The 24,176-nt window shown below is 70.1% G+C and carries 25 protein-coding genes and 1 pseudogene; 23 read left to right on the forward strand and 3 right to left on the reverse strand.

Annotated elements, in window-relative coordinates; genetic code table 11:
* The first annotated feature begins 35 nt into the window (after nucleotides 1–35).
* Nucleotides 36–767 carry a 4-hydroxy-tetrahydrodipicolinate reductase gene (gene dapB, locus IFT51_RS05950; RefSeq protein ID WP_192060128.1) on the forward strand — a complete coding sequence of 244 codons (732 nt, stop codon included), beginning with the start codon at nucleotides 36–38 and terminating at the stop codon, nucleotides 765–767.
* A 67-nt stretch (nucleotides 768–834) separates the two neighbouring features.
* On the forward strand, nucleotides 835–1,281 hold the full coding sequence (locus IFT51_RS05955; RefSeq protein WP_371740706.1) for a tetratricopeptide repeat protein: 447 nt from the start codon (nucleotides 835–837) through the stop codon (nucleotides 1,279–1,281).
* Between the two features lie 45 nt (nucleotides 1,282–1,326).
* Here IFT51_RS05955 and IFT51_RS05960 read toward each other — a convergent pair whose 3' ends face one another.
* Nucleotides 1,327–2,232, reverse strand: coding sequence for a TIGR01777 family oxidoreductase (locus tag IFT51_RS05960; protein WP_192060129.1), 906 nt, complete (start codon nucleotides 2,230–2,232; stop codon nucleotides 1,327–1,329).
* Between the two features lie 152 nt (nucleotides 2,233–2,384).
* Here IFT51_RS05960 and thyX point away from each other — a divergent pair, with 152 nt between their 5' ends.
* From thyX to dapF, 14 genes and pseudogenes are all read left to right on the forward strand, one after another.
* A complete protein-coding gene (gene thyX / locus IFT51_RS05965) occupies nucleotides 2,385–3,152 on the forward strand; it encodes an FAD-dependent thymidylate synthase (protein WP_192060130.1) in 768 nt (255 codons plus the stop codon).
* 72 nt (nucleotides 3,153–3,224) lie between these two features.
* Nucleotides 3,225–4,202, forward strand: a complete 978-nt coding sequence (gene dapA / locus IFT51_RS05970) for a 4-hydroxy-tetrahydrodipicolinate synthase (protein ID WP_192060131.1) — start codon at nucleotides 3,225–3,227, stop codon at nucleotides 4,200–4,202.
* A gap of 63 nt (nucleotides 4,203–4,265) precedes the next feature.
* Complete coding sequence (locus IFT51_RS05975; RefSeq protein ID WP_192060132.1) at nucleotides 4,266–5,942, forward strand: ribonuclease J; 1,677 nt, start codon at nucleotides 4,266–4,268, stop codon at nucleotides 5,940–5,942.
* A gap of 450 nt (nucleotides 5,943–6,392) precedes the next feature.
* Nucleotides 6,393–6,759: pseudogene (locus IFT51_RS15540) on the forward strand (cell division protein FtsK); the annotation flags it as partial.
* Nucleotides 6,760–7,203: 444 nt separating this feature from the next.
* Nucleotides 7,204–8,787: a DNA translocase FtsK gene (locus IFT51_RS05980; protein ID WP_371740713.1), complete on the forward strand. Its 1,584-nt coding sequence runs from the start codon at nucleotides 7,204–7,206 to the stop codon at nucleotides 8,785–8,787.
* Between the two features lies 1 nt (nucleotide 8,788).
* On the forward strand, nucleotides 8,789–9,433 hold the full coding sequence (pgsA, locus tag IFT51_RS05985) for a CDP-diacylglycerol--glycerol-3-phosphate 3-phosphatidyltransferase (RefSeq protein ID WP_192060133.1): 645 nt from the start codon (nucleotides 8,789–8,791) through the stop codon (nucleotides 9,431–9,433).
* Nucleotides 9,430–9,921, forward strand: coding sequence for a CinA family protein (locus IFT51_RS05990; protein WP_192060134.1), 492 nt, complete (start codon nucleotides 9,430–9,432; stop codon nucleotides 9,919–9,921). Before pgsA ends, IFT51_RS05990 begins: the two co-directional genes overlap by 4 nt.
* 146 nt (nucleotides 9,922–10,067) lie before the next feature.
* Complete coding sequence (locus IFT51_RS05995; RefSeq protein WP_192060135.1) at nucleotides 10,068–10,376, forward strand: helix-turn-helix domain-containing protein; 309 nt, start codon at nucleotides 10,068–10,070, stop codon at nucleotides 10,374–10,376.
* Between the two features lie 123 nt (nucleotides 10,377–10,499).
* Nucleotides 10,500–10,724 (forward strand): DUF3046 domain-containing protein, encoded by a 225-nt coding sequence (locus IFT51_RS06000; protein WP_192060136.1) that lies wholly within the window; start codon nucleotides 10,500–10,502, stop codon nucleotides 10,722–10,724.
* Between the two features lie 314 nt (nucleotides 10,725–11,038).
* The gene (recA, locus tag IFT51_RS06005; protein ID WP_192060137.1) at nucleotides 11,039–12,100 is read left to right on the forward strand and encodes a recombinase RecA; all 1,062 of its coding nucleotides are present in this window, start codon (nucleotides 11,039–11,041) and stop codon (nucleotides 12,098–12,100) included.
* Nucleotides 12,097–13,029: a regulatory protein RecX gene (locus IFT51_RS06010; RefSeq protein WP_192060138.1), complete on the forward strand. Its 933-nt coding sequence runs from the start codon at nucleotides 12,097–12,099 to the stop codon at nucleotides 13,027–13,029. The genes recA and IFT51_RS06010 overlap by 4 nt, the downstream gene beginning before the upstream one ends.
* A 37-nt stretch (nucleotides 13,030–13,066) precedes the next feature.
* The gene (gene miaB, locus IFT51_RS06015) at nucleotides 13,067–14,650 is read left to right on the forward strand and encodes a tRNA (N6-isopentenyl adenosine(37)-C2)-methylthiotransferase MiaB (RefSeq protein ID WP_192060139.1); all 1,584 of its coding nucleotides are present in this window, start codon (nucleotides 13,067–13,069) and stop codon (nucleotides 14,648–14,650) included.
* A 20-nt stretch (nucleotides 14,651–14,670) separates the two neighbouring features.
* Nucleotides 14,671–15,582: a tRNA (adenosine(37)-N6)-dimethylallyltransferase MiaA gene (gene miaA, locus IFT51_RS06020; RefSeq protein WP_192060140.1), complete on the forward strand. Its 912-nt coding sequence runs from the start codon at nucleotides 14,671–14,673 to the stop codon at nucleotides 15,580–15,582.
* The gene (gene dapF, locus IFT51_RS06025) at nucleotides 15,579–16,457 is read left to right on the forward strand and encodes a diaminopimelate epimerase (protein WP_192060141.1); all 879 of its coding nucleotides are present in this window, start codon (nucleotides 15,579–15,581) and stop codon (nucleotides 16,455–16,457) included. Before miaA ends, dapF begins: the two co-directional genes overlap by 4 nt.
* A 27-nt stretch (nucleotides 16,458–16,484) precedes the next feature.
* On the opposite strand, the gene IFT51_RS06030 is transcribed toward dapF, so the two are convergent.
* Nucleotides 16,485–17,093, reverse strand: a complete 609-nt coding sequence (locus IFT51_RS06030) for a class I SAM-dependent methyltransferase (protein ID WP_192060142.1) — start codon at nucleotides 17,091–17,093, stop codon at nucleotides 16,485–16,487.
* A gap of 83 nt (nucleotides 17,094–17,176) precedes the next feature.
* Here IFT51_RS06030 and hflX point away from each other — a divergent pair, with 83 nt between their 5' ends.
* The gene (gene hflX, locus IFT51_RS06035; RefSeq protein ID WP_192060143.1) at nucleotides 17,177–18,721 is read left to right on the forward strand and encodes a GTPase HflX; all 1,545 of its coding nucleotides are present in this window, start codon (nucleotides 17,177–17,179) and stop codon (nucleotides 18,719–18,721) included.
* A gap of 70 nt (nucleotides 18,722–18,791) precedes the next feature.
* Here hflX and lexA read toward each other — a convergent pair whose 3' ends face one another.
* On the reverse strand, nucleotides 18,792–19,481 hold the full coding sequence (lexA, locus tag IFT51_RS06040) for a transcriptional repressor LexA (RefSeq protein ID WP_192060144.1): 690 nt from the start codon (nucleotides 19,479–19,481) through the stop codon (nucleotides 18,792–18,794).
* Between the two features lie 250 nt (nucleotides 19,482–19,731).
* Here lexA and IFT51_RS06045 point away from each other — a divergent pair, with 250 nt between their 5' ends.
* From IFT51_RS06045 to IFT51_RS06070, 6 genes are all read left to right on the forward strand, one after another.
* Entirely contained in the window at nucleotides 19,732–20,118 is a 387-nt protein-coding gene (locus tag IFT51_RS06045) for a LysM peptidoglycan-binding domain-containing protein (protein WP_192060145.1), read from the forward strand.
* 109 nt (nucleotides 20,119–20,227) lie between these two features.
* Entirely contained in the window at nucleotides 20,228–21,313 is a 1,086-nt protein-coding gene (locus tag IFT51_RS06050) for a histidinol-phosphate transaminase (protein ID WP_192060146.1), read from the forward strand.
* Entirely contained in the window at nucleotides 21,310–21,924 is a 615-nt protein-coding gene (gene hisB / locus IFT51_RS06055; protein ID WP_192060147.1) for an imidazoleglycerol-phosphate dehydratase HisB, read from the forward strand. Before IFT51_RS06050 ends, hisB begins: the two co-directional genes overlap by 4 nt.
* The gene (gene hisH, locus IFT51_RS06060; protein ID WP_192060148.1) at nucleotides 21,921–22,556 is read left to right on the forward strand and encodes an imidazole glycerol phosphate synthase subunit HisH; all 636 of its coding nucleotides are present in this window, start codon (nucleotides 21,921–21,923) and stop codon (nucleotides 22,554–22,556) included. Before hisB ends, hisH begins: the two co-directional genes overlap by 4 nt.
* 79 nt (nucleotides 22,557–22,635) lie before the next feature.
* The gene (gene priA / locus IFT51_RS06065; RefSeq protein ID WP_192060149.1) at nucleotides 22,636–23,382 is read left to right on the forward strand and encodes a bifunctional 1-(5-phosphoribosyl)-5-((5-phosphoribosylamino)methylideneamino)imidazole-4-carboxamide isomerase/phosphoribosylanthranilate isomerase PriA; all 747 of its coding nucleotides are present in this window, start codon (nucleotides 22,636–22,638) and stop codon (nucleotides 23,380–23,382) included.
* The gene (locus tag IFT51_RS06070; RefSeq protein ID WP_192060150.1) at nucleotides 23,382–24,146 is read left to right on the forward strand and encodes an SseB family protein; all 765 of its coding nucleotides are present in this window, start codon (nucleotides 23,382–23,384) and stop codon (nucleotides 24,144–24,146) included. Before priA ends, IFT51_RS06070 begins: the two co-directional genes overlap by 1 nt.
* Nucleotides 24,147–24,176 lie beyond the last annotated feature (30 nt).

Raw genomic sequence — 24,176 nt, forward strand, 5'->3', positions numbered from 1 at the left:
GTATTCGACGGTCCGTCGCCCGGTAGGTTTGACCAATGACTTCCCGCATCGCCGTCGTCGGGGCCACGGGCACGCTCGGGGGCTTCATCGTCGATCTCATCGAGCGCACGCCCGACCTCGAGCTCCACGCCGGGCTCTCGTCCCGAGACGATCTCGACCGCGTCGTCGGGGCCGATCTCGTCGTCGACGTCACGCACCCGGCCGTGAGCCCCGGGATCGTCGAGCACGTCGTGCGGGCGGGCATCCCCGTGCTCGTCGGCACGTCGGGCTGGAGCGCCGAGCGCATCGCCCGCCTCTCGACGATCGTCGCCGACGTCGACGGCCCCGGTGTCCTGGTCGTCCCCAACTTCTCACTCGGGTCGGTGCTCGCGACCCGGTTCGCCACGATGGCCGCCCGGTTCTACGAGTCGGTCGAGATCGTCGAGACCCACCACCAGGGCAAGGTCGACTCCCCGTCGGGCACGGCGGTGCGCACCGCCGAGCTGATCGCCGAGGCGCGTCGCGATCTCGGGCCGGTCTCGGCCCCCTCGTCCGACCAGAGGGCCCGCGGGCAGCAGGTGGCGAGCGTGCCGGTGCACAGCCTCCGCCTCCGCGGGGTCGTCGCCAAGCAGGAGGTCATCTTCGGCGGCGAGGGCGAGACCCTCACCCTCACGCACGACACGCTGTCCCAGCGCGCCTACGAGCAGGGGCTGCTCGTCGCGATGTCGGCCGCGCCGACCGTCAGCGGTGTCGTCGTGGGGCTCGACAGCGTCCTGCCCCTCGACTGATGCGCGCCCGCCGACCCCTGCGCGCCCGCCGACCCCTGCGCGCCCGCCGACCGATGCGCGCCTGCCCGTGAAGGGCCGTGTCGCGGCCCTCGTGATGGCCGCCCTGCTCGTGCTCTACATCGTGCTCGTCGGTCAGCGTGCCGTCGCCCTCTTCGCCACGGGCGAGGCGGTCGCCGTTGGTCTCGGCGTGGGTCTCGTGGTCCTGCCGCTCCTCGGGGTCTTCGCCCTCGTGGCCGAGATCCGCTTCGGTCTGGCGACCCAGGCGATCGTGCGCGAGCTGGGCGCCGCCGACCAGCTGCCCGTCGACGACGTGCCGCGCAGGCCCTCGGGCCGGTACGACCGCGCCGCCGCCGACGAGGCCTTCCCGGCCTACCGCGAGGCGGTCGAGCAGGCCCCCGACGACTACCGCGCCTGGTTCCGGCTGGGTCTCGCCTACGATGCCTGCGGTGATCGACGTCGGGCGCGACAGGCGATCCGCTGGGCCATCACGCTGCGTCGGCGCGGCAGGGCCTGACCCGCGCCTCCTCGGCTCTCCGGTCTGCGCCTCGTCGTCGACCCGTCAGAGACCGGCGGCGAGCGCGTCGACGGCCTCGTCGACCGTCCGGTGACGGAACACGAAGCCGTCGGCGAGCAGCTTCTCGGGCACGACCTGCTGGCTGGGCAGCAGCAGTTCGCGACCGGCCTCCTGCATCGCGGTCGAGATGACGAACTCGGGCACGGTGAGGGCGTACGGCTTCGACAGGTCGTGCGCGAGTCGACGCGTCAGGGCGTCGCTCGTCGCGGGAGTGGGCCCGGCCAGGTTGATCGGGCCGTCGAGGTCGGAGGCCATCACATGGACGAACGCGGCCGCCTCGTCGTGCAGGCTGATCCACGGCCAGAACTGGTCGCCGGTGCCGAGCCGCGAGCCGAGACCGAAGCGGGTGAGGGGGAGAAGGGGCGCGAGCGCGCCGCCGGGGCCCACGACGAGCCCGGTGCGCATCAGCGCGACCCGCACGCCGTCGGGTGCGGTCAGCGCGGTCCGCTCCCATTCGGCGACGACATCGCTGAGGAACCCGGTGCCGCGTGGGCTCGACTCGGTCAGCCGGTCGCCGGGGCGGTCGCCGTAGATCCCGACGGCCGAGCCGCTGAGGAGCACCGTGGGCGGCGTCGACGCGGCGCGCATACCCGCGACGAGAGTCCGGGTGGCGTCGACCCTCGAGCCGACGATCTCGCGCTTGTAGCCGCGGGTCCAGGGCAGACGGCCCAGGGAGGCGCCCGACAGGTTCACGACGACGTCCGCTCGATCGAACAGGGTCGTGTCGACGACTCCGGCCGAGGGGATCCAGGTGAACTGCGTGTCGTCGCGCGGCTCGCCGCGGACGAGCGAGAGCACGGTGTGACCGGCGGCGCGCAGCTGGGTCGAGAGCTCGGTGCCGATCAGGCCGGATGCTCCGGCGATCAGGACCGTCCGGGGGGCGTCGTTCATGGGTCCTGCTCTCGATCGGCGGCGAGGCGCGACCGCGCCCTCCTCGAGAGCCTAGGCGCGCCTCCTCGGTGTCGACCGGGTGCCGAGGAGGCGCGGTGCGGGTCCGTCGGTCGCCCTCGGAGCACCCCGTCACCGGTTGTAGAGTCGACGCCGTGACCGATGCCGAACCCCTCGCCCCGTCCACCCCCGAATCCGCCGTCGAGTTCCGCTCCGACGTGACCGTCGAGCTGGTCCGGTCGAGCGCCCACGACTCCGACGTCCTCTTCGCCGCCCGCGTCTCGACCATGGGCGAGCTGACCCTCGACGGCGCGCAGGCGTCCGCCGACGGCGCCCAGGCGACCAAGGGCGCCGGGCTCATCAACTACCTGATGCGCGACCGCCACGGTTCGCCGTTCGAGCACAACTCGATGACCTTCTACGTCCAGGCGCCTATCTTCGTGTTCCGCGAGTTCATGCGGCACCGCATGGCGAGCTACAACGAGGAGAGCGGCCGCTACCGCGAGTTGAACCCGGTCTTCTACGTCCCCTCCGCGCAGCGCAACCTGCAGCAGGTCGGCAAGCCCGGCGCCTACGACTTCCTGCCCGGCACGCCCGAGCAGAGCGAGCTCGTGCGCGCCGAGACCGAGCGCACCTCGCGCGAGGCGTACGCCTCGTACAAGCGCATGCTCGACGCCGGGGTCGCCCGCGAGGTCGCCCGCATCGTCCTGCCGCTGAACATCTACTCGTCGATGTACGTCACGGTCAACGCGCGGTCGCTGATGAACTTCCTCAGCCTGCGGACCAAGCGCGAGGGCACGCACTTCCCGTCGTTCCCTCAGCGCGAGATCGAGATGTGCGCCGAGAAGATGGAAGACATCTGGGCGGAGCTCATGCCGCTCACGTACGCCGCGTTCGGCACGAACGGTCGCGTCGCGCCCTGACCGCCGAGAGGCGGGGACGGCGCTCCGGCCCGTCCCCGCCTCGCCGCCGACGAGAGCAAGTACGCTGGTTCCGTGTCGAACATCATCAACCCCTTCGGTCAGGTCCTCGTGGCCCTCGTCACCCCCTTCACCGCAGACGGGGAGGTCGACTGGCCGGCCGTCGAGAAGCACATCGACGACTGCATCACCGCCGGGGCGGACGGCATCGTGGTCACCGGCACCACTGGCGAGACCAGCACCCTGACCGACCCCGAGAAGCTCCGTCTCGTCGAGGTCGGCAAGTCCGTCTCGGCTGGGCGCGCCAAGATCATCACGGGCGGCGGGTCGAACGAGACCGCCCACGCGATCCAGCTCTACAAGGCCAGCGAGAAGGCCGGCGCCGACGGCGTCATGATCGTCACCCCGTACTACAACAAGCCGACGCAGGCCGGTGTGCTCACGCACTTCCGCATGATCGCCGACGCGACCGATCTGCCCGTCATCCTCTACGACATCCCCGGTCGCACCGGCATCCCGATCAAGTACGAGACGATCCTCCGCGCGGCCAAGCACCCGAACATCGTCGCGGTCAAAGACGCGAAGGGCGACTTCTCCGAGGTCAGCCGGGTGCTGAACCAGACCGACCTGCTCTACTTCTCGGGCGACGACGCCAACGTGCTGCCTCACCTCGCCATCGGCGCCTCGGGCCTCATCGGCGTCACGGCGAACATCGCCGCGGCCCCGTACCGCACGATCGTCGACGCGGTCAACGCTGGCGACCTGCACACGGCGACCCAGGCCCACCAGATGCTCGAACCGCTCGTCCGCGCGGTCATGACGCACGTGCCCGGCACGGTCGCGGCCAAGTACATCCTGCACGGGCTGGGTCGCATCTCGAGCCCGCGCGTCCGACTGCCTCTCGTCGGCCCCGAAGACAGCGAGGCCGCCCTCATCGAAGACGAGCTCGCGCACGTCGGCGCCATCCCGGGGCTCGACCTCAGCCGGTTCCGACCCGATCGCAACGCCGCGGCGGGTGGCGCCCTGCCCAAGGTGCACGGCACGACCCGCTGAGCCGCGCCTCCTCGGTCGCCGCGACATCCCGGGGCTCGAGCCCCACCACTCCCGAAGGACCTCATGCCCGTCACGATCCAGACCCCGCCGCCGCTCGAAGACGGCACGCTCCGCGTCATCCCGGTGGGCGGTCTGGGCGAGATCGGTCGCAACATGACCGTCTACGAGATCGACGGCAAGCTGCTCGTGGTCGACTGCGGGGTGCTCTTCCCCGAAGAGCACCAGCCGGGCGTCGATCTGATCCTCCCCGACTTCGCGCCGATCCGCGACCGGCTCGACGACATCCTGGCCGTGGTGCTGACGCATGGTCACGAAGACCACATCGGCGCCGTGCCGTATCTTCTGCGGCTGCGGGCCGACATCCCGCTGATCGGCTCGCAGCTGACGCTCGCGTTGATCGAGGCGAAGCTCAAGGAGCATCGCATCAGCCCGTACACCCTCACGGTCGCCGAGGGCGGACGCGAGACGCTCGGGCCGTTCGAGCTCGAGTTCGTGGCGGTCAACCACTCGATCCCCGACGCCCTCGCCGTCGCCATCCGCACCTCCGCCGGTCTGGTGCTGCACACCGGCGACTTCAAGATGGACCAGCTGCCCCTCGACGGGCGGATCACCGACCTGCGCGCCTTCGCCCGGCTCGGCGAAGAGGGGGTCGATCTCTTCCTCCCCGACTCGACGAACGCCGACGTGCCCGGTTTCACCGCTCTCGAGCGCGACATCGGACCGGTGCTCGACGACGTCATCCGGCGGGCTCCCCGGCGCGTGGTCGTGGCGAGCTTCTCCAGTCACGTGCACCGCGTGCAGCAGGTGCTCGACGCGGCCCACGCCAACGGTCGCCGGGTCGCGTTCATGGGTCGGTCGATGGTCCGCAACATGGGCATCGCGGCCGACCTCGGGTACCTGACGGTGCCCGACGGGGTGCTGATCGACGCGAAGAAGGCGCGAGACCTGCCCGACGACCGCATCGTCTACATGAGCACGGGATCGCAGGGCGAGCCGATGGCCGTGCTGGCCCGCATGGCCAACCTCGAGCACCAGATCGAGATCGGCGCCGACGACACGATCATCCTCGCGTCGAGCCTCATCCCGGGCAACGAGAACGCGGTGTACCGCGTGATCGACGGGCTGACGAAGCTCGGGGCGAAGGTCGTCCACAAGGGCAACGCGAAGGTGCACGTGTCAGGGCACGCCTCGGCGGGCGAGCTGCTGTACTGCTACAACGTGCTCCGGCCGAAGAACGTCCTGCCCGTGCACGGGGAGCACCGCCACCTGTACGCCAACGCCGCCCTGGCTCAACGAACGGGTGTGGCGCCCGGCAACACGATCCTCGGCCAGGACGGCGTCGTCGTCGACCTCCGCGACGGGATCGCCCGAGTCGTCGGGCAGCTCGACCTGGGCTTCGTCTACGTCGACGGCTCGACCGTGGGCGAGATAACCGACGCCGATCTGAAAGACCGACGCATCCTGTCCGAAGAGGGCTTCATCTCGGTCTTCGTCGCCATCGACGCGTCCACCGGCCGGGTCGTCGTCGGCCCCGAGATCCAGTCGCGAGGGTTCGCCGAAGACGACCGGGTCTTCGACGACGTCGCCCCGAAGATCGTCGCGGCCCTCGCCGAGGCGGCTGAGAACGGCGTGCGCGACACCCACGCCTTCAGTCAGGTCGTGCGACGGACGGTGGGTCGCTGGGTCAACACGAAGCACCGGCGCCGACCGATGATCGTGCCGGTCGTCATCGCCGTCTGAGGTCGCCTCCCGGTCGGGCACCCGGACACACGCGACCGGATCCGACCGGCGTCGGTGGTGGGCGGTACCGTGGAGCCCATGGCCACGCCCACGAAGTCGACCCCGCGCTCCCGCTCGGGCTCGCGTGCGTCCTCGGCGCGTGACGCGACCAAGGCCACCAAGAAGCTGCCCACCACGCCGGCGCCCGCGCCCGCCCGAGAGGGGCCGAACCCGCTCGCGGCGGCCTGGATGGGGCTGGCGCACATGACCGGCGCCGCATTCCGGCTGCTGGGCCGCGAGACGCTCGACAAGAGCGAGCGTCGAGACGGCGTGCCGTTCTTCCTCGTGCTCCTGGCGATCGCCGGGGGTGTCGTCGAGTGGCTGAACCCGACCAGCCCCCTCGCGATCGGCTTCGACGCGTACACGTTCGGCGGTCTCTTCGGCCGGGTGGCCTACGCCCTGCCGGTCATCATGATCCTCTTCGCGGGGTGGCTCTTCCGGCATCCCTCCTCGGTCCACGACAACACGCGCATCGGCATCGGGCTGGGTCTGTCGCTCGTGTCGATCAGCGCCCTCTGCCACATCTTCGGCGGTCAGCCCGAGGCCTCCGACGGCATGCCGGCCCTCGCCACCGGGGGAGGGGTCCTCGGCTGGGTCGTCGCATCCTGGCTCGTCGCCCTGGCCACCGAGTGGGTGGCGGTCCCGCTGGTCGTCGTCCTGCTCGCCTTCTCGATCCTGATCATCACCAAGACGCCGCCGAACCGCATCGGTCGTCGACTCGGCGAGCTCTACTCGTACCTCTTCGGCGAGACCGTCGACGACCGGGCGGCTGCGGCGGNGCAACCCCGGGCAGCGCGAAGACGACCCGGCGTACGACACCCCGCTCGTCCGGCCCGCCGCCGCGACCGCTCCGACCGAGGTGATCGGCCGCCGCAAGAAGCGCCGACCGGCGTTCGAAGAGCTCGACACGACCCCGGCCGCACCGCCCGTTCCCCAGGCGTCTCCCGCCACGGCCGAGACCGACGTCTTCTCCTCCGACCTCCTGGCCGATCTCGACCGGGCCGAAGACGCCGTCCGCGCCCAGGGCATCGACATCCCCCTGCACCCCGAGCCCACCGCGGCGACGACCGTGCTCCCCGTCCCCGTCCCCGAGGCCATCCCCGCCGAGGGCGAGAGCGACGCCGCCTCCGCGTTCCTCGCCCCCGACCTCGACGAGCCGGCGCCTCCGTCGCTCGAGTCCGTCGACCCGTCCGCCGACGACGTGCCCTATCGTCTACCGGCCGTGACGACCCTCGCCGTCGGCGAGCCCGCGAAGGCCCGCAGCGAGGCCAACGACGCCATCGTCGCCTCGATCACCTCTGTGCTCGACCAGTTCAACGTCGACGCCAAGGTGACCGGTCTCAAGCGCGGCCCCACGGTCACCCGCTACGAGATCGAACTCGGTCCCGGCGTCAAGGTCGAGCGAGTGACAGCGCTCACCAAGAACCTCGCGTACGCCGTCGCCTCGAACGAGGTGCGCATCCTGTCGCCCATCCCGGGCAAGAGCGCCATCGGGGTGGAGATCCCGAACACCGACAAGGAGATCGTCGCCCTCGGCGACGTGCTCCGGTCGTCGGCCGCCGCCAAGAGCACCCACCCCATGACCATCGGCGTGGGCAAGGACGTCGAGGGCGGTTACGTCGTCGCGAACCTCGCGAAGATGCCGCACCTCCTGGTCGCGGGTGCCACCGGCTCGGGCAAGTCGAGCTTCGTCAACTCGATGATCACCTCGCTGCTGATGCGCGCCAAGCCGGCCGACGTCCGCATGGTGCTCATCGACCCGAAGCGCGTCGAGCTCTCGATCTACGCCGGCGTGCCGCACCTCATCACCCCCATCATCACGAACCCGAAGAAGGCGGCCGAGGCGCTGCAGTGGGTCGTCAAAGAGATGGACATGCGTTACGACGACCTGGCCAGCTTCGGGTTCCGGCACATCGACGACTTCAACCGCGCCGTGGTCAACGACGAGATCGTGCTGCCTGCGGGCAGCGCTCGCACGCTGAAGCCCTACCCCTATCTCCTCGTCGTCGTCGACGAGCTGGCCGACCTCATGATGGTCGCGCCGCGTGACGTCGAAGACAGCATCGTGCGCATCACCCAGCTGGCCCGCGCCTCCGGCATCCACCTGGTGCTCGCGACCCAGCGTCCGTCGGTCGACGTCGTGACGGGCCTGATCAAGGCCAACGTCCCCTCGCGGTTCGCGTTCGCCGTCTCGAGCGTCACCGACTCCCGCGTCATCCTCGACCAGCCCGGCGCCGACAAGCTCATCGGCCAGGGTGACGGGCTGTTCCTCCCGATGGGTGCGTCCAAGGCGATGCGTGTGCAGGGCGCCTGGGTGCAAGAGAGCGAGATCGCCCAGGTCGTCGCGCACGTGACCCGTCAGGCCCGTCCCGACTACCGGCCTGACGTCGCGGCCGTCGTCGAGAAGAAGGAGATCGACGGAGACATCGGCGACGACCTCGAGCTGCTGCTCGCAGCCGTCGAGCTCGTGGTCAGCACGCAGTTCGGGTCGACCTCGATGCTGCAGCGGAAGCTGCGGGTGGGCTTCGCCAAGGCGGGGCGCCTGATGGACCTCATGGAGTCCCGCGACATCGTGGGTCCTTCCGAGGGGTCGAAGGCCCGCGACGTCCTCGTGACGACCGAGCAGCTGTCGGGTGTCCTGACGAAGATCCGCGGCGGCGGCGATGCCGGTCCGGCGCAGCCCGGTCGAGGCGGAGCCGGGGCGGCCATCGACGACGACCCCGTCGAGGCGATGACGCGGGGTTACGCCGAGGTCGACGACGACGAGGGGTCGGAAGACGCCTGGAACCTCACCGGGAGAGACTGACGTGACCGACAGCGACCGCAGCGACGGCGCCCCCCGCGGCGCGACCTTCCCCTTCCGAGGCCGGGTGGCCCGCCGAGGCCCCGGCCCGGCGAGCACAGCCAACATCGCCAACATCATCACCGTGGTGCGCATCCTCATGGCGCCGCTGTTCATGGCGTGGCTCCTCATCGACGACGGCGCCGACGGCTCGTTGCGCATCGCCGCGGCCGCGCTGTTCGTGGTCGCCATCCTCACCGACAGCCTCGACGGCATGCTCGCCCGGGGTCTCGACCTCGTCACCGACTTCGGCAAGATCGTCGACCCGATCGCCGACAAGGTCCTCATCGGCGGGGCCCTCGTCTCCCTCTCGATCCTCGGCGAGCTCCCGTGGTGGGTGACGGCTCTCATCCTCGTCCGCGAGATCGGCATCACCGTGTTCCGATTCGCCGTCATCCGTGATCGGGTCATCCCCGCGTCCCGGGGCGGCAAGCTCAAGACCGTCCTGCAGGCCGTCGCCGTGACCCTCGCGCTCTTCCCGCTCTGGAACCTCCTCGGGTCGGGCATGCACTGGGTCAACGGAGTCCTCATGACGGCCGCGGTCGTGGCGACCCTGGTCTCCGGGCTCGACTACCTGAGGGTGGCGGCGAAGCACGGTCGACCGTCATGACGCTCGCCGGCGACGTCGTCGCCGAGCTCACCCGTCGACGGCTCACGATCGGCGTGGCCGAGTCGCTCACCGGCGGCCTGCTGATCGCCGAGCTGATCGCCGTGCCCGGAGCATCCGCGGTCGTCCTCGGCGGTGTCGTCGCCTACCAGACGGAGTTGAAGCACACCCTGCTCGGCGTCGACGCCCGACTGCTCGCCGACCGCGGGCCCGTCGACCCCGACGTGGCCGAGGCCATGGCCGCGGGAGTCCGCGGGGTGGTCGAGACCGGCGGCACCCCCACCGACATCGGCCTCGCGACCACCGGTGTCGCCGGCCCCGGTCCGCAGGGCGGCCACGATCCCGGTGTCGTCTTCGTCGGTGTCGCCTGGGGAGACGAGACGCGGGTGGTGGCCCTCGACCTGACGGGAGACCGCGAGGCCATCCGACGGGGCACCGTCTCCGAATCACTCACGGCTCTGCACTCGTGGTTGGTCGACGCGAGGGAATAGACCGCGTTTCGGTCTCGTTACATCTGGCAGGTTCACAAGGGTCGCACAGTCCCCGCTGGTTACAGTTACAGCCAACTGCGCTTTAGTATCACCATCCCACCCCCCGACAGTCCGTCAGGGTGGGCGTCCGTTCGGAGGAGGGTCCCATGGTTCTGGTTCGTCAAGAAATCGGAGACGTCCTGCGCGACTTCCGGCTGCAGAAGGGCCGCACCCTTCGCCAGGTCGCGAGCAAGGCGAGCGTGGCCCTCGGGTACCTCAGCGAGGTCGAGCGCGGTCAGAAAGAGGCCAGCTCCGAGATCCTCGCCTCCGTCGCCGATGCGCTCGAGACTCCCATCTCGGTCATCATGCGCGAGGTCGGCGACCGCATGGCCGTCATCGAGGGTCTCAATCCCATCCCCGACACGCTCCCCGACGAGCTCGTCGCCGAGTTCGACACCGATCTCGCGGTGCGCTGAGTCCCCACCCCGTCACGAACGCCCCCGGTCCTCCGACGGGGGCGTTCGTCGTCTCCTGAGCCCCTCCGGAGGCGCGGCGCAGCTGAGCACGCCGCCCCGTCGACAGAGAGGTACCCTCCACTGATGCGCAAGAGCGAGTTCCACCGAGCCGTCGTCGACCAGTTCGGCGAGGCGTACGGGCGCATCCTGATGCGCGATCTCGTGATGTCGGCCGTGGGCGAGCTCACCGCCGAGCAGGCTCTCGTGCAGGGCTTCCCGCCGAGAGACGTCTGGCTCGCGCTCTGCGACGCCGAGGGCGTACCGGAGTCGAGACGGCATGGTGTCGGTCTACCCGCGCCTCGTCGTTGAGGCTCGACGTCGCACCTCCGCCCGCTTGCCCGTGATCGTGCGGATGTTCGACACGCCGCGCCATGGAAGTCGAACATGTGTTCGTACCGGTGATAGCGTCCTCCCCAGGACCTGATCGGTCCGAGAACTCCACTTCGGTGGCCGGCGTCGACTCCGATGTCGGTGGTCGTCCGTAGCGTTCTCGTATCGACGTTCCCGCCGCCGGAGTGACCGGCGGCACCAGCCTTGTCGTAGCGACGAAGACCTTGTCCCACCGGTCGGCGGCGACGCGACAGCCTACAGGCGCACGGACGACCACCACGAAGGAGAACATCATGCCCTCAGCAGAGAACCGCGAGAAGGCCCTCGAGACCGCACTCGCCCAGATCGACCGCCAGTTCGGCAAGGGCGCCGTCATGCGTCTCGGCAGCGACGAGCGTGCTCCCGTGGCCGTCATCCCCACCGGCTCGATCGCGCTCGACGTCGCGCTCGGAATCGGGGGCATCCCCCGTGGCCGCATCGTCGAGATCTACGGCCCCGAGTCGTCCGGTAAGACCACGCTGACCCTGCACGCGATCGCCAACGCGCAGCGCAACGGCGGCATCGCGGCCTTCATCGACGCCGAGCACGCACTCGACCCCGAATACGCGAGAAAGCTCGGCGTCGACATCGACGCGCTCCTCGTCTCGCAGCCCGACACGGGTGAGCAGGCCCTCGAGATCGCCGACATGCTCGTCCGGTCCGGCTCCATCGACCTCATCGTCATCGACTCCGTGGCGGCTCTGGTGCCGCGGGCCGAGATCGAGGGCGAGATGGGCGATTCGCACGTCGGGCTCCAGGCGCGACTCATGTCTCAGGCGCTCCGCAAGCTGACGGGTGGTCTGAGCCAGACCGGTACCACGATGATCTTCATCAACCAGCTGCGCGAGAAGATCGGCGTGTTCTTCGGCAGCCCCGAGACGACAGCCGGTGGTAAGGCCCTCAAGTTCTACGCCTCGGTGCGTCTCGACATCCGCCGCATCGAGACCCTCAAAGACGGCACCGACGCAGTCGGCAACCGCACAAGGGTCAAGGTCGTCAAGAACAAGATGGCGCCGCCCTTCAAGCAGGCCGAGTTCGACATCCTCTACGGTGTCGGCATCTCCCGAGAGGGCAGCCTGATCGACTTCGGCGTCGAGCACGGCATCGTCCGCAAGTCCGGCGCCTGGTACACCTACGAGGGCGACCAGCTCGGCCAGGGCAAAGAGAACTCGCGCAACTTCCTCCTCAACAACAAGGCCATCGCCGACGAGATCGAGCACAAGATCCTCGCCAAGCTCGGTGTCGGTGGTGCCAAGGCCGTCGAAGAACCCGTCGCATCGATCGAGACCAAGATCGCCGCACGGAAGGGCGCATGACCACGTCCGGCGACGGCGACTCGACGGTCGACTTGGCTCCGGTCACCCCGCTGTTCGGTCGCCGAGGGGCGTCGAAGCCCGCTGCCGGCGGCAGTGCTCCTCAAGACGAGTGGGCCGATGCGGCGCCGAGTGACGACGAGGTCGGCCATGAGTCGACCGCAGATGATGTCGCCGCCGAGTCGACGAGTCACGGCGTAGACGACGTCTCCCGATTCGCAAGCGCCCGTTCGGAGTCGGAGCCGGAGCCCCAGTCGGGCCACGAGTCGGCCTCGGCTCGAGCTTCGAAGCGCAAGCCGGCTTCGGTCCCGGCCGAGTCTGACGCTGTCCGGTCGACTGCGGCCGCCCTGGCCGCGATCACCGATCACTGGTCCGGGCCGAGAGCGGTCGACACGCTCGACCCGGTCGACGAAGACGACGAGCCCGAACCAGAGCCCGAGGGGCTCGACGCGCAGCGGAGCCGAGCCGAGAACATCAGCATGCATGCCCTCGCGCGCCGAGGGGTCTCCTCCGCTGAGATGGCCTCTCTTCTGGCAGCCCGTGACCTCGACGAGCAGGTCGTCAGCGACGAGGTCGAACGACTCGAGGGTGTCGGTCTGCTCAACGACCGGGAGCTCGCGGAGAACCTGGTGCGCAGCAAGCATGAGCGCAAGGGCCTCGGTCGCGGCGCTGTCACGAGCGAGCTCCGCAGTCGCGGCATCGCGCCCGAGCTCATCGAGCAGGCGATGTCCGAGATCGACGACGACGACGAGCAGTCACGCGCCGACGAGTGGGCGCTGAAGCGCGCCACGTCGTTGCAGGGGCTCGATCAGGCGACCGCGGAGCGGCGTCTGAACGGGTACCTGATGCGCCGCGGCTATCGGTCCGAGACGATCCGTCGGGCGGTGGAGAAGGCTCTTCCTCGCGGTCGGGGCGGCGTCCGCTTCCGATGATCGGTCGACCGGGGCCGCGGCCGTAGACTCTCCGACTATGTCGACGGTTCTCCCCGCCCCGGTCTCCGAAGCCCGAGCAGACGGCCTCGCGGCTCCCGCGCGTCGCACCTACGAGGTGCGGACGTTCGGGTGCCAGATGAACGTGCACGACAGCGAGCGTCTGAGCGGATCCCTCGAGGCCGCCGGCTACGAGCCGGCCGTCGACGGTGAAGCGGATGTCGTCGTCATCAACACCTGCGCCGTCCGAGAGAACGCCGACAACAAGCTCTACGGCACATTGGGGCGGCTGGCGGGCGTCAAGCGGCGGCGGGAGGGCATGCAGATCGCCGTGGGCGGATGCCTCGCGCAGAAAGACAAAGAGGCCGTCCTCGAGCGCGCGCCCTGGGTCGACGTCGTCTTCGGCACCCACAACGTCGGGGCGCTGCCGACGCTCCTCGAGCGTTCTCGTCATAACGACGAGGCGCAGGTCGAGATCCTCGAATCGCTCGACGTGTTCCCCTCGACCCTGCCGGCCAAGCGCGACTCGGTCAGCTCCGGCTGGGTCGCCATCTCGGTCGGCTGCAACAACACCTGCACCTTCTGCATCGTGCCGACGCTGCGCGGCAAAGAGCGCGATCGGCGCCCGGGCGACATCCTCGCCGAGGTCCGCTCCCTCGTCGACGACGGCGCCATCGAGGTGACCCTGCTCGGTCAGAACGTCAACTCCTACGGGGTCGAGTTCGGCGACCGCCTCGCTTTCGGCAAGCTCCTCCGTGCCGTCGGCGCCATCGACGGCCTCGAGCGCGTCCGTTTCACCAGCCCGCACCCGGCCGCCTTCACCGACGACGTCATCGACGCCATGGCCGAGACCCCTGCGGTGATGCCGCAGCTGCACATGCCCCTCCAGTCGGGGTCCGATGCGATCCTCCGATCGATGCGACGCAGCTATCGCAGCGCGAAGTTCCTGGGCATCATCGACCGGGTCCGGGCCGCGATGCCCGACGCGGCGATCTCGACCGACATCATCGTGGGCTTCCCGGGTGAGACCGAAGCCGACTTCGTCGACACGCTCCGAGTGGTCGAGGAGGCGCGTTTCGCCTCGGCTTTCACCTTCCAGTACTCCGTCCGACCCGGCACGCCCGCGGGGGAGATGGCCGATCAGATCCCCAAAGAGATCGTCCAAGAACGCTACGAGCGGCTGACGGCCCTCCAAGACCGGATCTCCTTCGACGAGAACCGCGCTCTCGTCGGCCGAAGGGTCGAAGTGCTCATCTCGGCGACCGAGGGTCGGAAGGACGCCGAGACCCACCGGCTGTCCGGTCGGGCCGAAGACAGCCGTCTCGTCCACCTCGACGTCCCCGACGGAGTCGAGGCGCCTCGACCGGGCGATGTCGTGACGGTCGACGTGACCGGGGCGGCTCCCTTCCATCTCCTCGCCGAGTCGTCGATCGGCTCCGTCTTCGACGTGCGACGCACGCGGGCAGGCGACGCCTACGACCGCGCCCAGGCCGACTCGTGCGGGGTGCCGGCGTCCGCGACCGGCTCGACCGGCGCCTCCGGGGCACCGAGGGTGTCGTTGGGTCTGCCGACCCTGCGCGTGTCGACGACGCCCATCTACGACGCCGCCGACGGTCTCCGCTGAGTCCGCGGGGTCGACGAGAGATGCTGATCGCCCTGGTCGGTGCCACGGGCACCGGCAAGTCCGCGCTGTCCCTCGACCTGGCCGAGCGGCTCCGGTCGAGCGGTCGCCCGGCGGAGATCGTCAACGCCGACGCGATGCAGCTCTACCGGGGCATGGACATCGGAACCGCGAAGCTGCCGGTCTCCGAGAGGCGCGGCATACCGCACCACCTCCTGGACGAGCTCGATGTGACCGACGAGGCGAGCGTCGAGTGGTACCAGCGGCGCGCCCGGACGGTCATCGACGAGGTCCACGGGCGGGGTGCGGTGGCGGTGCTCGTGGGCGGCTCGGGGCTCTACGTGTCGAGTGTGCTGTTCGACCTCCGGTTCCCGGGCACCGACCCGGCCATCCGTGCGCGCTACGAGGCCGTCGGCGAGGCCCAGGGGCCGGGTGCGCTCTTCCGCCTGCTGCGCGACCGGGATCCGCTGGCCGCCGAGAAGATCGGCTCGACGAACATCCGCCGTCTCGTCCGTGCCCTCGAGGTCGGCGAGCTGACCGGCGAGCCGTTCTCGGCCCGCCTGCCCGACGAGGCGGCCCGCTGGCGCCCCTCGGCCATCGTCGGCGTGCGCGACGATCGAGAGGCCCTCGTCGAGCGACTCGACGCCCGGGTCGAGCGGATGTGGCGCGACGGCCTCGTCGACGAGGTCCGCGGTCTCCTCGCGCACGGTCTCGAGCGCGGCGTCACGGCGGGTCGAGCGATCGGCTACGCGCAGGCTGCCGCCCAGCTGCGCGGCGAACTGACGGAGTCCGACGCCATCGAGACCAGTGCGGCTCTGACCCGCCGTTACGCGCGTCGTCAGGTGAGCTGGTTCCGTCGGTACCCCGACGTCCGCTGGGTGCCGTCCGGCGACCCCGGGGGCGTCGAGGCGGCCCTCGATACACTCGACGCGTGACCACCACTCTCCAGTTCACCAAGGGCCAGGGCACGGGCAACGACTTCGTGCTGTTCTCCGACCCCGATGGCGAGTTCCCCCTCGACCCCGTGGCGATCCGGGCGTTGACCGATCGCCACTTCGGCGTGGGCGGCGACGGCGTGATCCGTGCGGTCCGGTCCGAGCACCTCCCCGACGGCCAGAACGCCCTGGCCGAAGACCCGGCGGCCGAGTGGTTCATGGATTACCACAACGCCGACGGCAGCGCGGCCGAGATGTGCGGCAACGGCATCCGGGTCTTCGTCCGCTACCTGACCGACCGCGGCCTCGCGACGCTCGAGCCGGGCGGCACCCTGGCGATCGGCACGCGGGCGGGGGTGCGCCACGTCCAGCGCAGTCTGACGGGCTTCCAGGTCGATCTCGGCCTCTGGTCGCTCTCCGACGAGTCGCCGACGGTGCGGGCTCGAGAGCTGCATGCGGCCCGCCCCGGTCTTTCGCTGTCCGTCGGCAATCCGCACGTCGTGGTTGCGCTGGCGACCGACGACGAGCTCGACGCGCTCGACCTCTCGTACCTCCCCGTCCTCGACCCCGCACCCGTCGAGGGCGCGAACGTCGAGTTCGTCGTCCCGGCCGACCCCCTGGTGGTCGACGGCATCGGCCACATCCGCATGCGCGTGCACGAGCGCGGCAGCGGCGAGACCCTCTCGTGCGGCACGGGAGCGGCGGCGGCGGCCCTCGCGACGCGGCACTGGGCCGGTGCCGGGGCGCCCGATCAGTGGCGCGTCGAGGTCCCGGGTGGCACGGTCGGCGTCCTGGTCGTCCCGACGGACGACGGCGAGCACGTCTCGCTCAGCGGTCCGGCCGAACTGGTCTTCAACGGGGCGCTCGAGATCTGACCGCCGTCGTCGGGCCTGCCTCGCTGATCAGCGACGGTGGGCCGTCAAGACGCGGTAGCCCTTGCTGGTGGAGGCGCGGGTCACGTCGACGACGTCGCCCAGCTCGGAGTTCATCCACTTCTGCAGCGAGTCAGCGCCGAGGTTCTTCTGGACGACGAGCCACGCGTCCGACCCGACCTCCAGTCGGGGGAGCCACCTGGTCAAGAGCCCGTGCAGCTCGTTCTTGCCGACGCGGATGGGCGGGTTCGACCAGATCGTCGAGAACCGCAGGTCGGCGGGAACATCGTCGGGCTCGACGGCGTTGACGTTCTCGAGGCCTGCGGCCCGGGCGTTCTCGCGCACGAGCTCCAGCACCCTCTTGTTCACGTCGACGGCCCAGACCGTCGCGTCGGGTGACGACAACGCGAGGCTCAGGGTGATGGGCCCCCATCCGCATCCGACATCGAGCAGATGACCCGAGGTCGGCGGCGTGGGCACGTCGGCCAGGAGGACGGCCGTCCCGGCGTCCACCCGATCGGGGCTGAAGACGCCCGCGGCCGTGGTGAGTTCGAGTTCGCGGCCCGCGAGGGTCACCGAGATGGTCCGGCGCCGCATCAGGCTCTCCGGTTCCGAAGAGAAGTAGTGCTCGCTCGCCATGGCCCACAACCTATCGACAATCCCCACGGGCGGCCGAATCGGCTCCCCGCTCACCGCCTGACGAAAGGGCTAGTATCACTCCGATGACAGACCTCCCCACGAACCCGCTCGATGCCGAGCGTTCCGAGCAGGGTGACGACGTCGTCGCCCGCGTGCTCGACCGTGCGGCGTCCCGGGCTTCCGCCTACACCGTCTTCTCGCCTGCGCAGGCGATCCAGACCCGCTCTCTGCACGACACCGGCTCGGACGGCGACCAGTTCGACCGCGACGATCGCCAGGCGCTCCGTCGTGTGGCGGGGCTCTCGACCGAGCTCCAGGATGTCACCGAGGTCGAGTACCGCCAGCTCCGGCTCGAGAACGTCGTCCTGATCGGCGTCTACTCGCAGGGCTCGCTCTCCGACGCCGAGAACTCCCTCCGCGAGCTGTCGGCCCTGGCCGAGACGGCCGGTGCCGTCGTCCTCGACGGACTGCTGCAGCGTCGGCCCAACCCCGACCCGAGCACCTACCTCGGCAGCGGCAAGGCCGAAGAGCTGCGGATGACCGTCGCGGCTCTCGGCGCCGACACGGTGATCGCCGACACCGAGCTCGCGCCGAGCCAGCGTCGTGCCCTCGAAGACGTGGTCAAGGTCAAGGTCATCGACCGCACGGCCGTCATCCTCGACATCTTCAGTCAGCACGCCAAGAGCCGGGAGGGCAAGGCGCAGGTCGAACTGGCGCAGCTCGAGTACCTGCTGCCCCGACTGCGCGGCTGGGGCGACTCGATGTCGCGGCAGGCCGGTGGCCAGGTAGGAGGCGCGGGTGCCGGAATGGGCAGCCGCGGCCCCGGAGAGACCAAGATCGAGCTCGATCGGCGACGGATCCACACGCGCATGGCTCGTCTCCGTCGGCAGATCAAGGAGATGAAGCCCGCGCGCGACGCCAAGCGGGCCAATCGCGACCGCAACGAGGTGCCCTCGGTCGCCATCGCCGGCTACACCAACGCGGGCAAGTCGAGCCTGCTGAACAGGTTGACGAGTGCCGGTGTGCTCGTCGAGAACGCTCTCTTCGCGACCCTCGATGCGACTGTGCGCAAGAGCTCGACGACAGACGGCCGGCCGTTCACGTACGCCGACACGGTGGGCTTCGTCCGCAACCTGCCCCATCAGCTGGTCGAGGCGTTCCGCTCCACCCTCGAGGAGGTCGCGGCATCGGATGTCATCGTCCACGTCGTCGACGGCTCGCATCCCGATCCGGCGGCGCAGCTCGCGACGGTCCGCGAGGTCGTCAGCGAAGTCGACGGGGGCGACATCACCGAGATCGTGGTGTTCAACAAGAGCGATCTGGTCGACCCCGACCAGCGACTCGTGCTCCAGGGCCTCGTCCCCACCGCGGTCTTCGTCTCCGCCCGGACGGGCGAGGGCATCGACGAGCTCCTCGAGCGCATCGCCTCGACCCTTCCGACCCCTGACGTCGAACTCGAGCTGCTCGTACCGTACGACAGGGGCGACGTCGTCTCTCATCTCCACGACTCCGGTCGTGTCGTCGAGACGGAGTACGAGGAGGCCGGCACGCGCGTGCACGCCCGGGTCTACCCGAGCGACGTGGCGTGGTTGTCGCCGTTCGTCGACCGCGAGGCCGTCTCGAGCTGAGCCGACCGAGTCGACCACGACGAAGCCCCCCGCCGAATGGCGGGGGGCTTCGTCGTTCGTCGAGTCGGGGTCACACCGACCGGAGCACGGCCACGACCTTGCCGACGATCTGAGCGTGGTCGCCGACGATCGGCTCGAACGCGCTGTTGCGGGGCAGCAGCCAGGTGTGGCCGTCGCGCTGACGGAAGACCTTGACCGTCGCCTCGTCGTCGAGCATGGCGGCCACGATGTCGCCGTTCTCCGCCGAGTTCTGCTGCCGGACGACGACCCAGTCGCCGTCGCAGATGGCGGCGTCGATCATCGAGTCGCCGACGACCCGCAGCATGAAGAGGTCGCCCTTGCCGACGAGCTGGCGGGGGAGGGGCATCACGTCCTCGACCTGCTGCTCGGCCGTGATCGGGATGCCGGCGGCGATGCGCCCCACCATCGGGACGTGCGCGGTGTCGCCGTCGTCGCTCGTCGTGAGGATGCTCGTCACGGGTGCGAGGGCGGGCGCCTCGGTCGAGAGGACCTCGAGGGCGCGGGGCCGGTTCGGATCGCGTCGGATGCGACCCGCGAGCTCGAGCTGGTTCAACTGGTGGGTCACGCTCGACAGCGACTTCAGACCGACGGCGTCGCCGATCTCCCGCATGCTCGGCGGGTATCCGCGCTGTCCGATGCTCTGCTGGATGGCCGTCAGGATCGACGTCTGCTTGGCCGTCAGCTCCTTGCGCGTGACCAAGCCCGTCTCGGTCGACCGGGTGCGCTGCGCGTCGCTCATGTGTCTCCTGCCGTGGATGTCGGTGGTCGCTGTTCTACTCGGACCACCGATCGAAACCGTATCCGATGCGGCGTCTTCGGCGAAACACATGTTCGAGTGTGTCGCCGATCCACGTCGAGAAAATCGAACATCGGGGTTGAAATCGACCTTGATCGAAGATATGTTCGGAACACGTCTTCGTGCCCGGTGTTCCCGGCCGATCGCCGGGCACGAACACGGACGTCTCCTCTAGCGGTGAAAGGACCACCTCATGAGCGCCATCACGACCACCACTGCCACTCCCACCCCCACCGACGACGCTGTCGCCTCCTTCTCTTCGCCCCCGCGCGTCCGGCTGCGCATCACCCGGCGGGGGCGTCGTGTCGTCAGCACCGCCGTCGGTCTGCTCGTCGCCGGTGTCGTCGGCGGCGTGCTCCTCGCCGGGCCCGGTGCAGTCGCATCGGACACCGCCGGTGCGGCGTCGTTCGACTACGTCACGGTCGACGGGGGAGACACCCTGTGGCAGGTCGCGTCCGAGATCGCACCCACCAAAGACCCTCGCGACGTCATCAGCGACATCGTGCAGTTGAACAACCTCAGCAGCACCGAGGTCGCGGCAGGGCAGTCTCTCGCCGTCCCCGCTCAGTACTCCGACTGACGGGCGGTCCACTGCGGCTCCGTCTGAAGAGACCTCGAGGGGTCGCGACCGCTGCCAGCCGAGGGCCGACGATTCGGGACTCCGTCCGGTGGAGACCTACCATGGAGCGGTGTCCTTCAGTCTCGACGACCTTCCCATCCGTGACGACCTCCGTGGCCTGACGCCGTACGGCGCACCGCAGACCAGGGTGCCGGTCGCTCTCAACGTCAACGAGAACACGCATCCGATTCCCGAGAACGTCGCACGCGACATCGTCGCATCGATCGCGCAGGCCGTCCTCGAGGTGAACCGGTATCCCGACCGCGAGTTCACGCAGTTGCGGGACTCCCTGGCCGCCTATCTGGGTCACGGCCTCACCCGAGACAACATCTGGGCGGCGAACGGCTCGAACGAGGTCATCCAGCAGATCCTCCAGGCCTTCGGCGGCCCCGGGCGGAGCGTCCTCGGCTTCCCTCCGACGTACTCGATGCACTCGATCATCGCGGCGGGCACCGGGAGCACCTGGGTCGAGGGTGCGCGAGACGTCGACTTCACCATCAGCCCCGAGACGGCGGTCGCCGAGATCCGTCGCACCGAACCGGACATCGTGTTCTTCTGCGGTCCGAACAACCCGACGGGCACGCCCCTCGACCTCGCCACGGTCGAGGCCGCCTACGACGCGACCGACGGAATCGTCTTCGTCGACGAGGCGTACGCGGAGTTCATGCCCGTCGGCCAGCCCACGGCTCTGACCCTGCTCGAAGGCCGGCCGCGTCTCATCGTCTCCCGCACCATGAGCAAGGCCTTCGCCTTCGCCGGGGCGCGAGTCGGATACCTCGCCGCCCACCCGGCCGTGACCGACGCGCTCCGTCTGGTGCGCCTCCCTTATCACCTGTCGTCGTTGACCCAGGCCGCCGCGATCGCCGCGCTCTCGCACGCCGACGAGATGCTCGCCATGGTCGGCGAGATCGCCACCCAACGCGACCGGATCGTCCGGGTGCTGACCGAGCTCGGCTACGAGCCCTGGCCGACCTGGTCGAACTTCGTGCTGTTCGGCGGGGTCGACGATCCGGCCGACGTGTTCGAGCGTCTGCTCGCCCGGGGCATCATCGTGCGGAACCTCGGCATCCCCCACCACCTCCGGGTCAGTGCGGGCACCGAGGCCGAGACCACGGCGTTCCTCGAGGCGCTGCGCGACATTAGGCTCTCCTCGTGACCGAACAGACCCCTACCCGCGTGGCCTCCCTCGAGCGTGAGACGAGCGAGTCGCGCATCGCGCTGTCGCTCGACCTCGACGGCACCGGCTCGTCGAGCATCGACTCGTCCGTCCCGTTCTTCGACCACCTGCTGACGGCGCTGTCGAAGCACTCGCTGATCGATCTGCGGGTGGCGGCGACGGGTGACACGCACATCGACGCGCACCACACGGTCGAAGACATCGGCATCGCCTTCGGCACCGCGCTCCGTCAGGCGCTCGGCGACAAGTCGGGTATTGCACGGTACGGCGACGCCCTGGTGCCGCTCGACGAGGCCCTGGTGCAGGCGGTCGTCGACATCTCCGGTCGCCCGTACCTCGTGCACGGCGGCGAGCCGGAGGGCTTCGAGCTGCACCTGATCGGCGGCCACTTCACGGGGTCCCTGGTGCGCCACGTGTTCGAGGCGATCGCCTTCCACGCCGGCATCACGGTACACATCCGCGTGCTCGGCGGGCGCGACCCGCATCACATCGCCGAGGCCGAGTTCAAGGCCTTCGCGCGAGCCCTCCGCCAGGCCGTGCAGCCCGACCCGCGGGTGGTCGGCATCCCCTCCACGAAGGGCGCGCTGTGACGGTCCGTCCCTCCGTCGTGGTCCTCGACTACGGCAGCGGCAACGTCCACTCGGCGGTCAAGGCCCTCGAGCTCGCCGGGGCCGACGTCGAGCTGACGGCCGATCGCGCCCGGGTGCAGGCGGCCGACGGTCTCTTCGTGCCGGGCGTCGGGGCCTTCGGCGCCGTTATGAGCGCGCTCGAGTCCGTCCGCGGCGGCGAGCTCATCGATCGCCGTCTGGCCGGCGGGCGACCCGTGATGGGCATCTGCGTCGGCATGCAGGTCTTCTTCGAGGGCGGTGTCGAGCGCGGTGCGACGGCGGGCGGGCTGGGTGAATGGCCCGGTGTCGTCGACGAGCTGAAGGCCGACGTGCTGCCTCACATGGGCTGGAACACCGTCGACGTCCCCGAGGGCAGCACGCTGTTCGACGGCGTCGCCGACGAGCGCTTCTACTTCGTCCACTCGTTCGCGGCGCAGTCGTGGACCCTCGACGTGATCCCGCCGTTCCCGCAGCCGCACGTCACGTGGGCCGACCACGGCGGCCGCTTCGTCGCCGCCGTCGAGAACGGACCGCTCTGGGCCACGCAGTTCCACCCCGAGAAGTCGGGGCGGCCGGGCATCCGGCTGCTCTCGAACTGGCTCGGCACACTCTGACCCTCCCGAACCCGACTCCGGTCCCGCGCTCAGCGGGGCCCCGACGCGATCCGCGCGGCGCCGCCGCGAGAGAGACGACATGAGCGACTTCTGCACGACTCCGAGCCTGACCCTGTTCCCGGCCGTCGACGTCTCCGGGGGGCAGGCCGTCCGTCTGACCCAGGGGGAGGCCGGCAGCGAGACCGGATACGGCGACCCCGTCGCGGCGGCCGACGACTGGAAGAACCAGGGCGCCGAGTGGCTGCACCTGGTCGACCTCGACGCGGCCTTCGGGCGGGGCGACAACCGGTCGGTCATCAAGAAGGTCATCAAGCAGGTCAAGGGCATCAACGTCGAGCTGAGCGGCGGCATCCGCGACGACCGCTCCCTCGAAGACGCCCTCGGCACGGGTGTCAAGCGGATCAACCTCGGTACGGCGGCCCTCGAGAACCCCGAGTGGGCGGCGCATGTCATCGCCGAGTACGGCGAGGCCGTCGCGGTCGGGCTCGACGTGCGCGGCACGACGCTGGCCGCGCGTGGCTGGACGGAGGAGGGCGGCGACCTCTGGACGGTCCTCGCCCGTCTCGAGGAGGCCGGGTGCGCCCGCTACGTCGTCACCGACGTCACCAAGGACGGCACCCTCCAGGGGCCGAACGTCGATCTGCTGCGTCAGGTGATGGATCGCACCGATCGCCCGGTGATCGCATCGGGCGGCATCTCGAGCCTCGACGACCTCGTCGCGTTGCGCGAGCTGGTCCCGCAGGGCCTCGAGGGCGCGATCGTCGGCAAGGCGCTCTACTCGGGCGCCTTCACGCTGGCCGCGGCCCTCGACGTCGCCTCCGACTGATGTCGACGCCCGGCTCGGACAGCGCCGGTCGGCCCTGGGAGGGTCGCACCTTCGATCATCACGACACGGCGTTCGCCGGTGACGACGGCTCGGCGGACCCGCGCCTCCTCGAGGCTCTCAAGCGGTTCCACCTCGGCGAGGTCGGTGAAGACACCGTCGTCGACGCGCTGCGACCCGCGCGGCTGCTCGTCCCCCTCGTGGCGGTCGCGGGCGACGAGGACCTCGACGAGCGGGGGCGACGGGTCGACAAGACTCAGGAGCTGTCCATCGTGACGGTGGCGGGCCCCGACGGGCGCGACGTGCTGCCCGCCTTCACCTCGGTGGCGGCGCTGTCCGTCTGGAGCGCCACGGCGCGTCCCGTGCCGGCCGACGCCCGGCGGATCGCCCTGGCGGCGGCGTCCGAGTCGACCGACCGGCTCGTGCTCGACCCGGGGTCGCCCACGGCGTTCGCCCTGCGCCGACCGGCCCTGTGGGCGGTCGCGCAAGACCTGCCGTGGCTGCCGAGTCACGCCGACGAGACCGTGCTGCGGGCCTTCCTCGACGCGGGGGCGGACGAGGAGGCGCTGGCCGGCCTGGTCATCGCCCCCGGCTACGAGGGCGCCCGGCTGGGCGGCCCCGAGATCGTCGTGCAGCTGGGCGTCCGTGCCGGGCTCGACCGCGAGGCGCTCACGGCTCTGCTCGGTCGACTGCAGACGGCCTGGGCCGCCGACCCGACCATCGCCGACCGGGTCGACAGCATGGCCGTCAAGGTCGTCTCCGTCTGACGGACCGCGGCTGCAGGCCCCGCCGCGGTC

Source organism: Frigoribacterium sp. CFBP 13712 (assembly GCF_014842255.1).
In the GTDB taxonomy this organism is placed as follows: domain Bacteria; phylum Actinomycetota; class Actinomycetes; order Actinomycetales; family Microbacteriaceae; genus Frigoribacterium.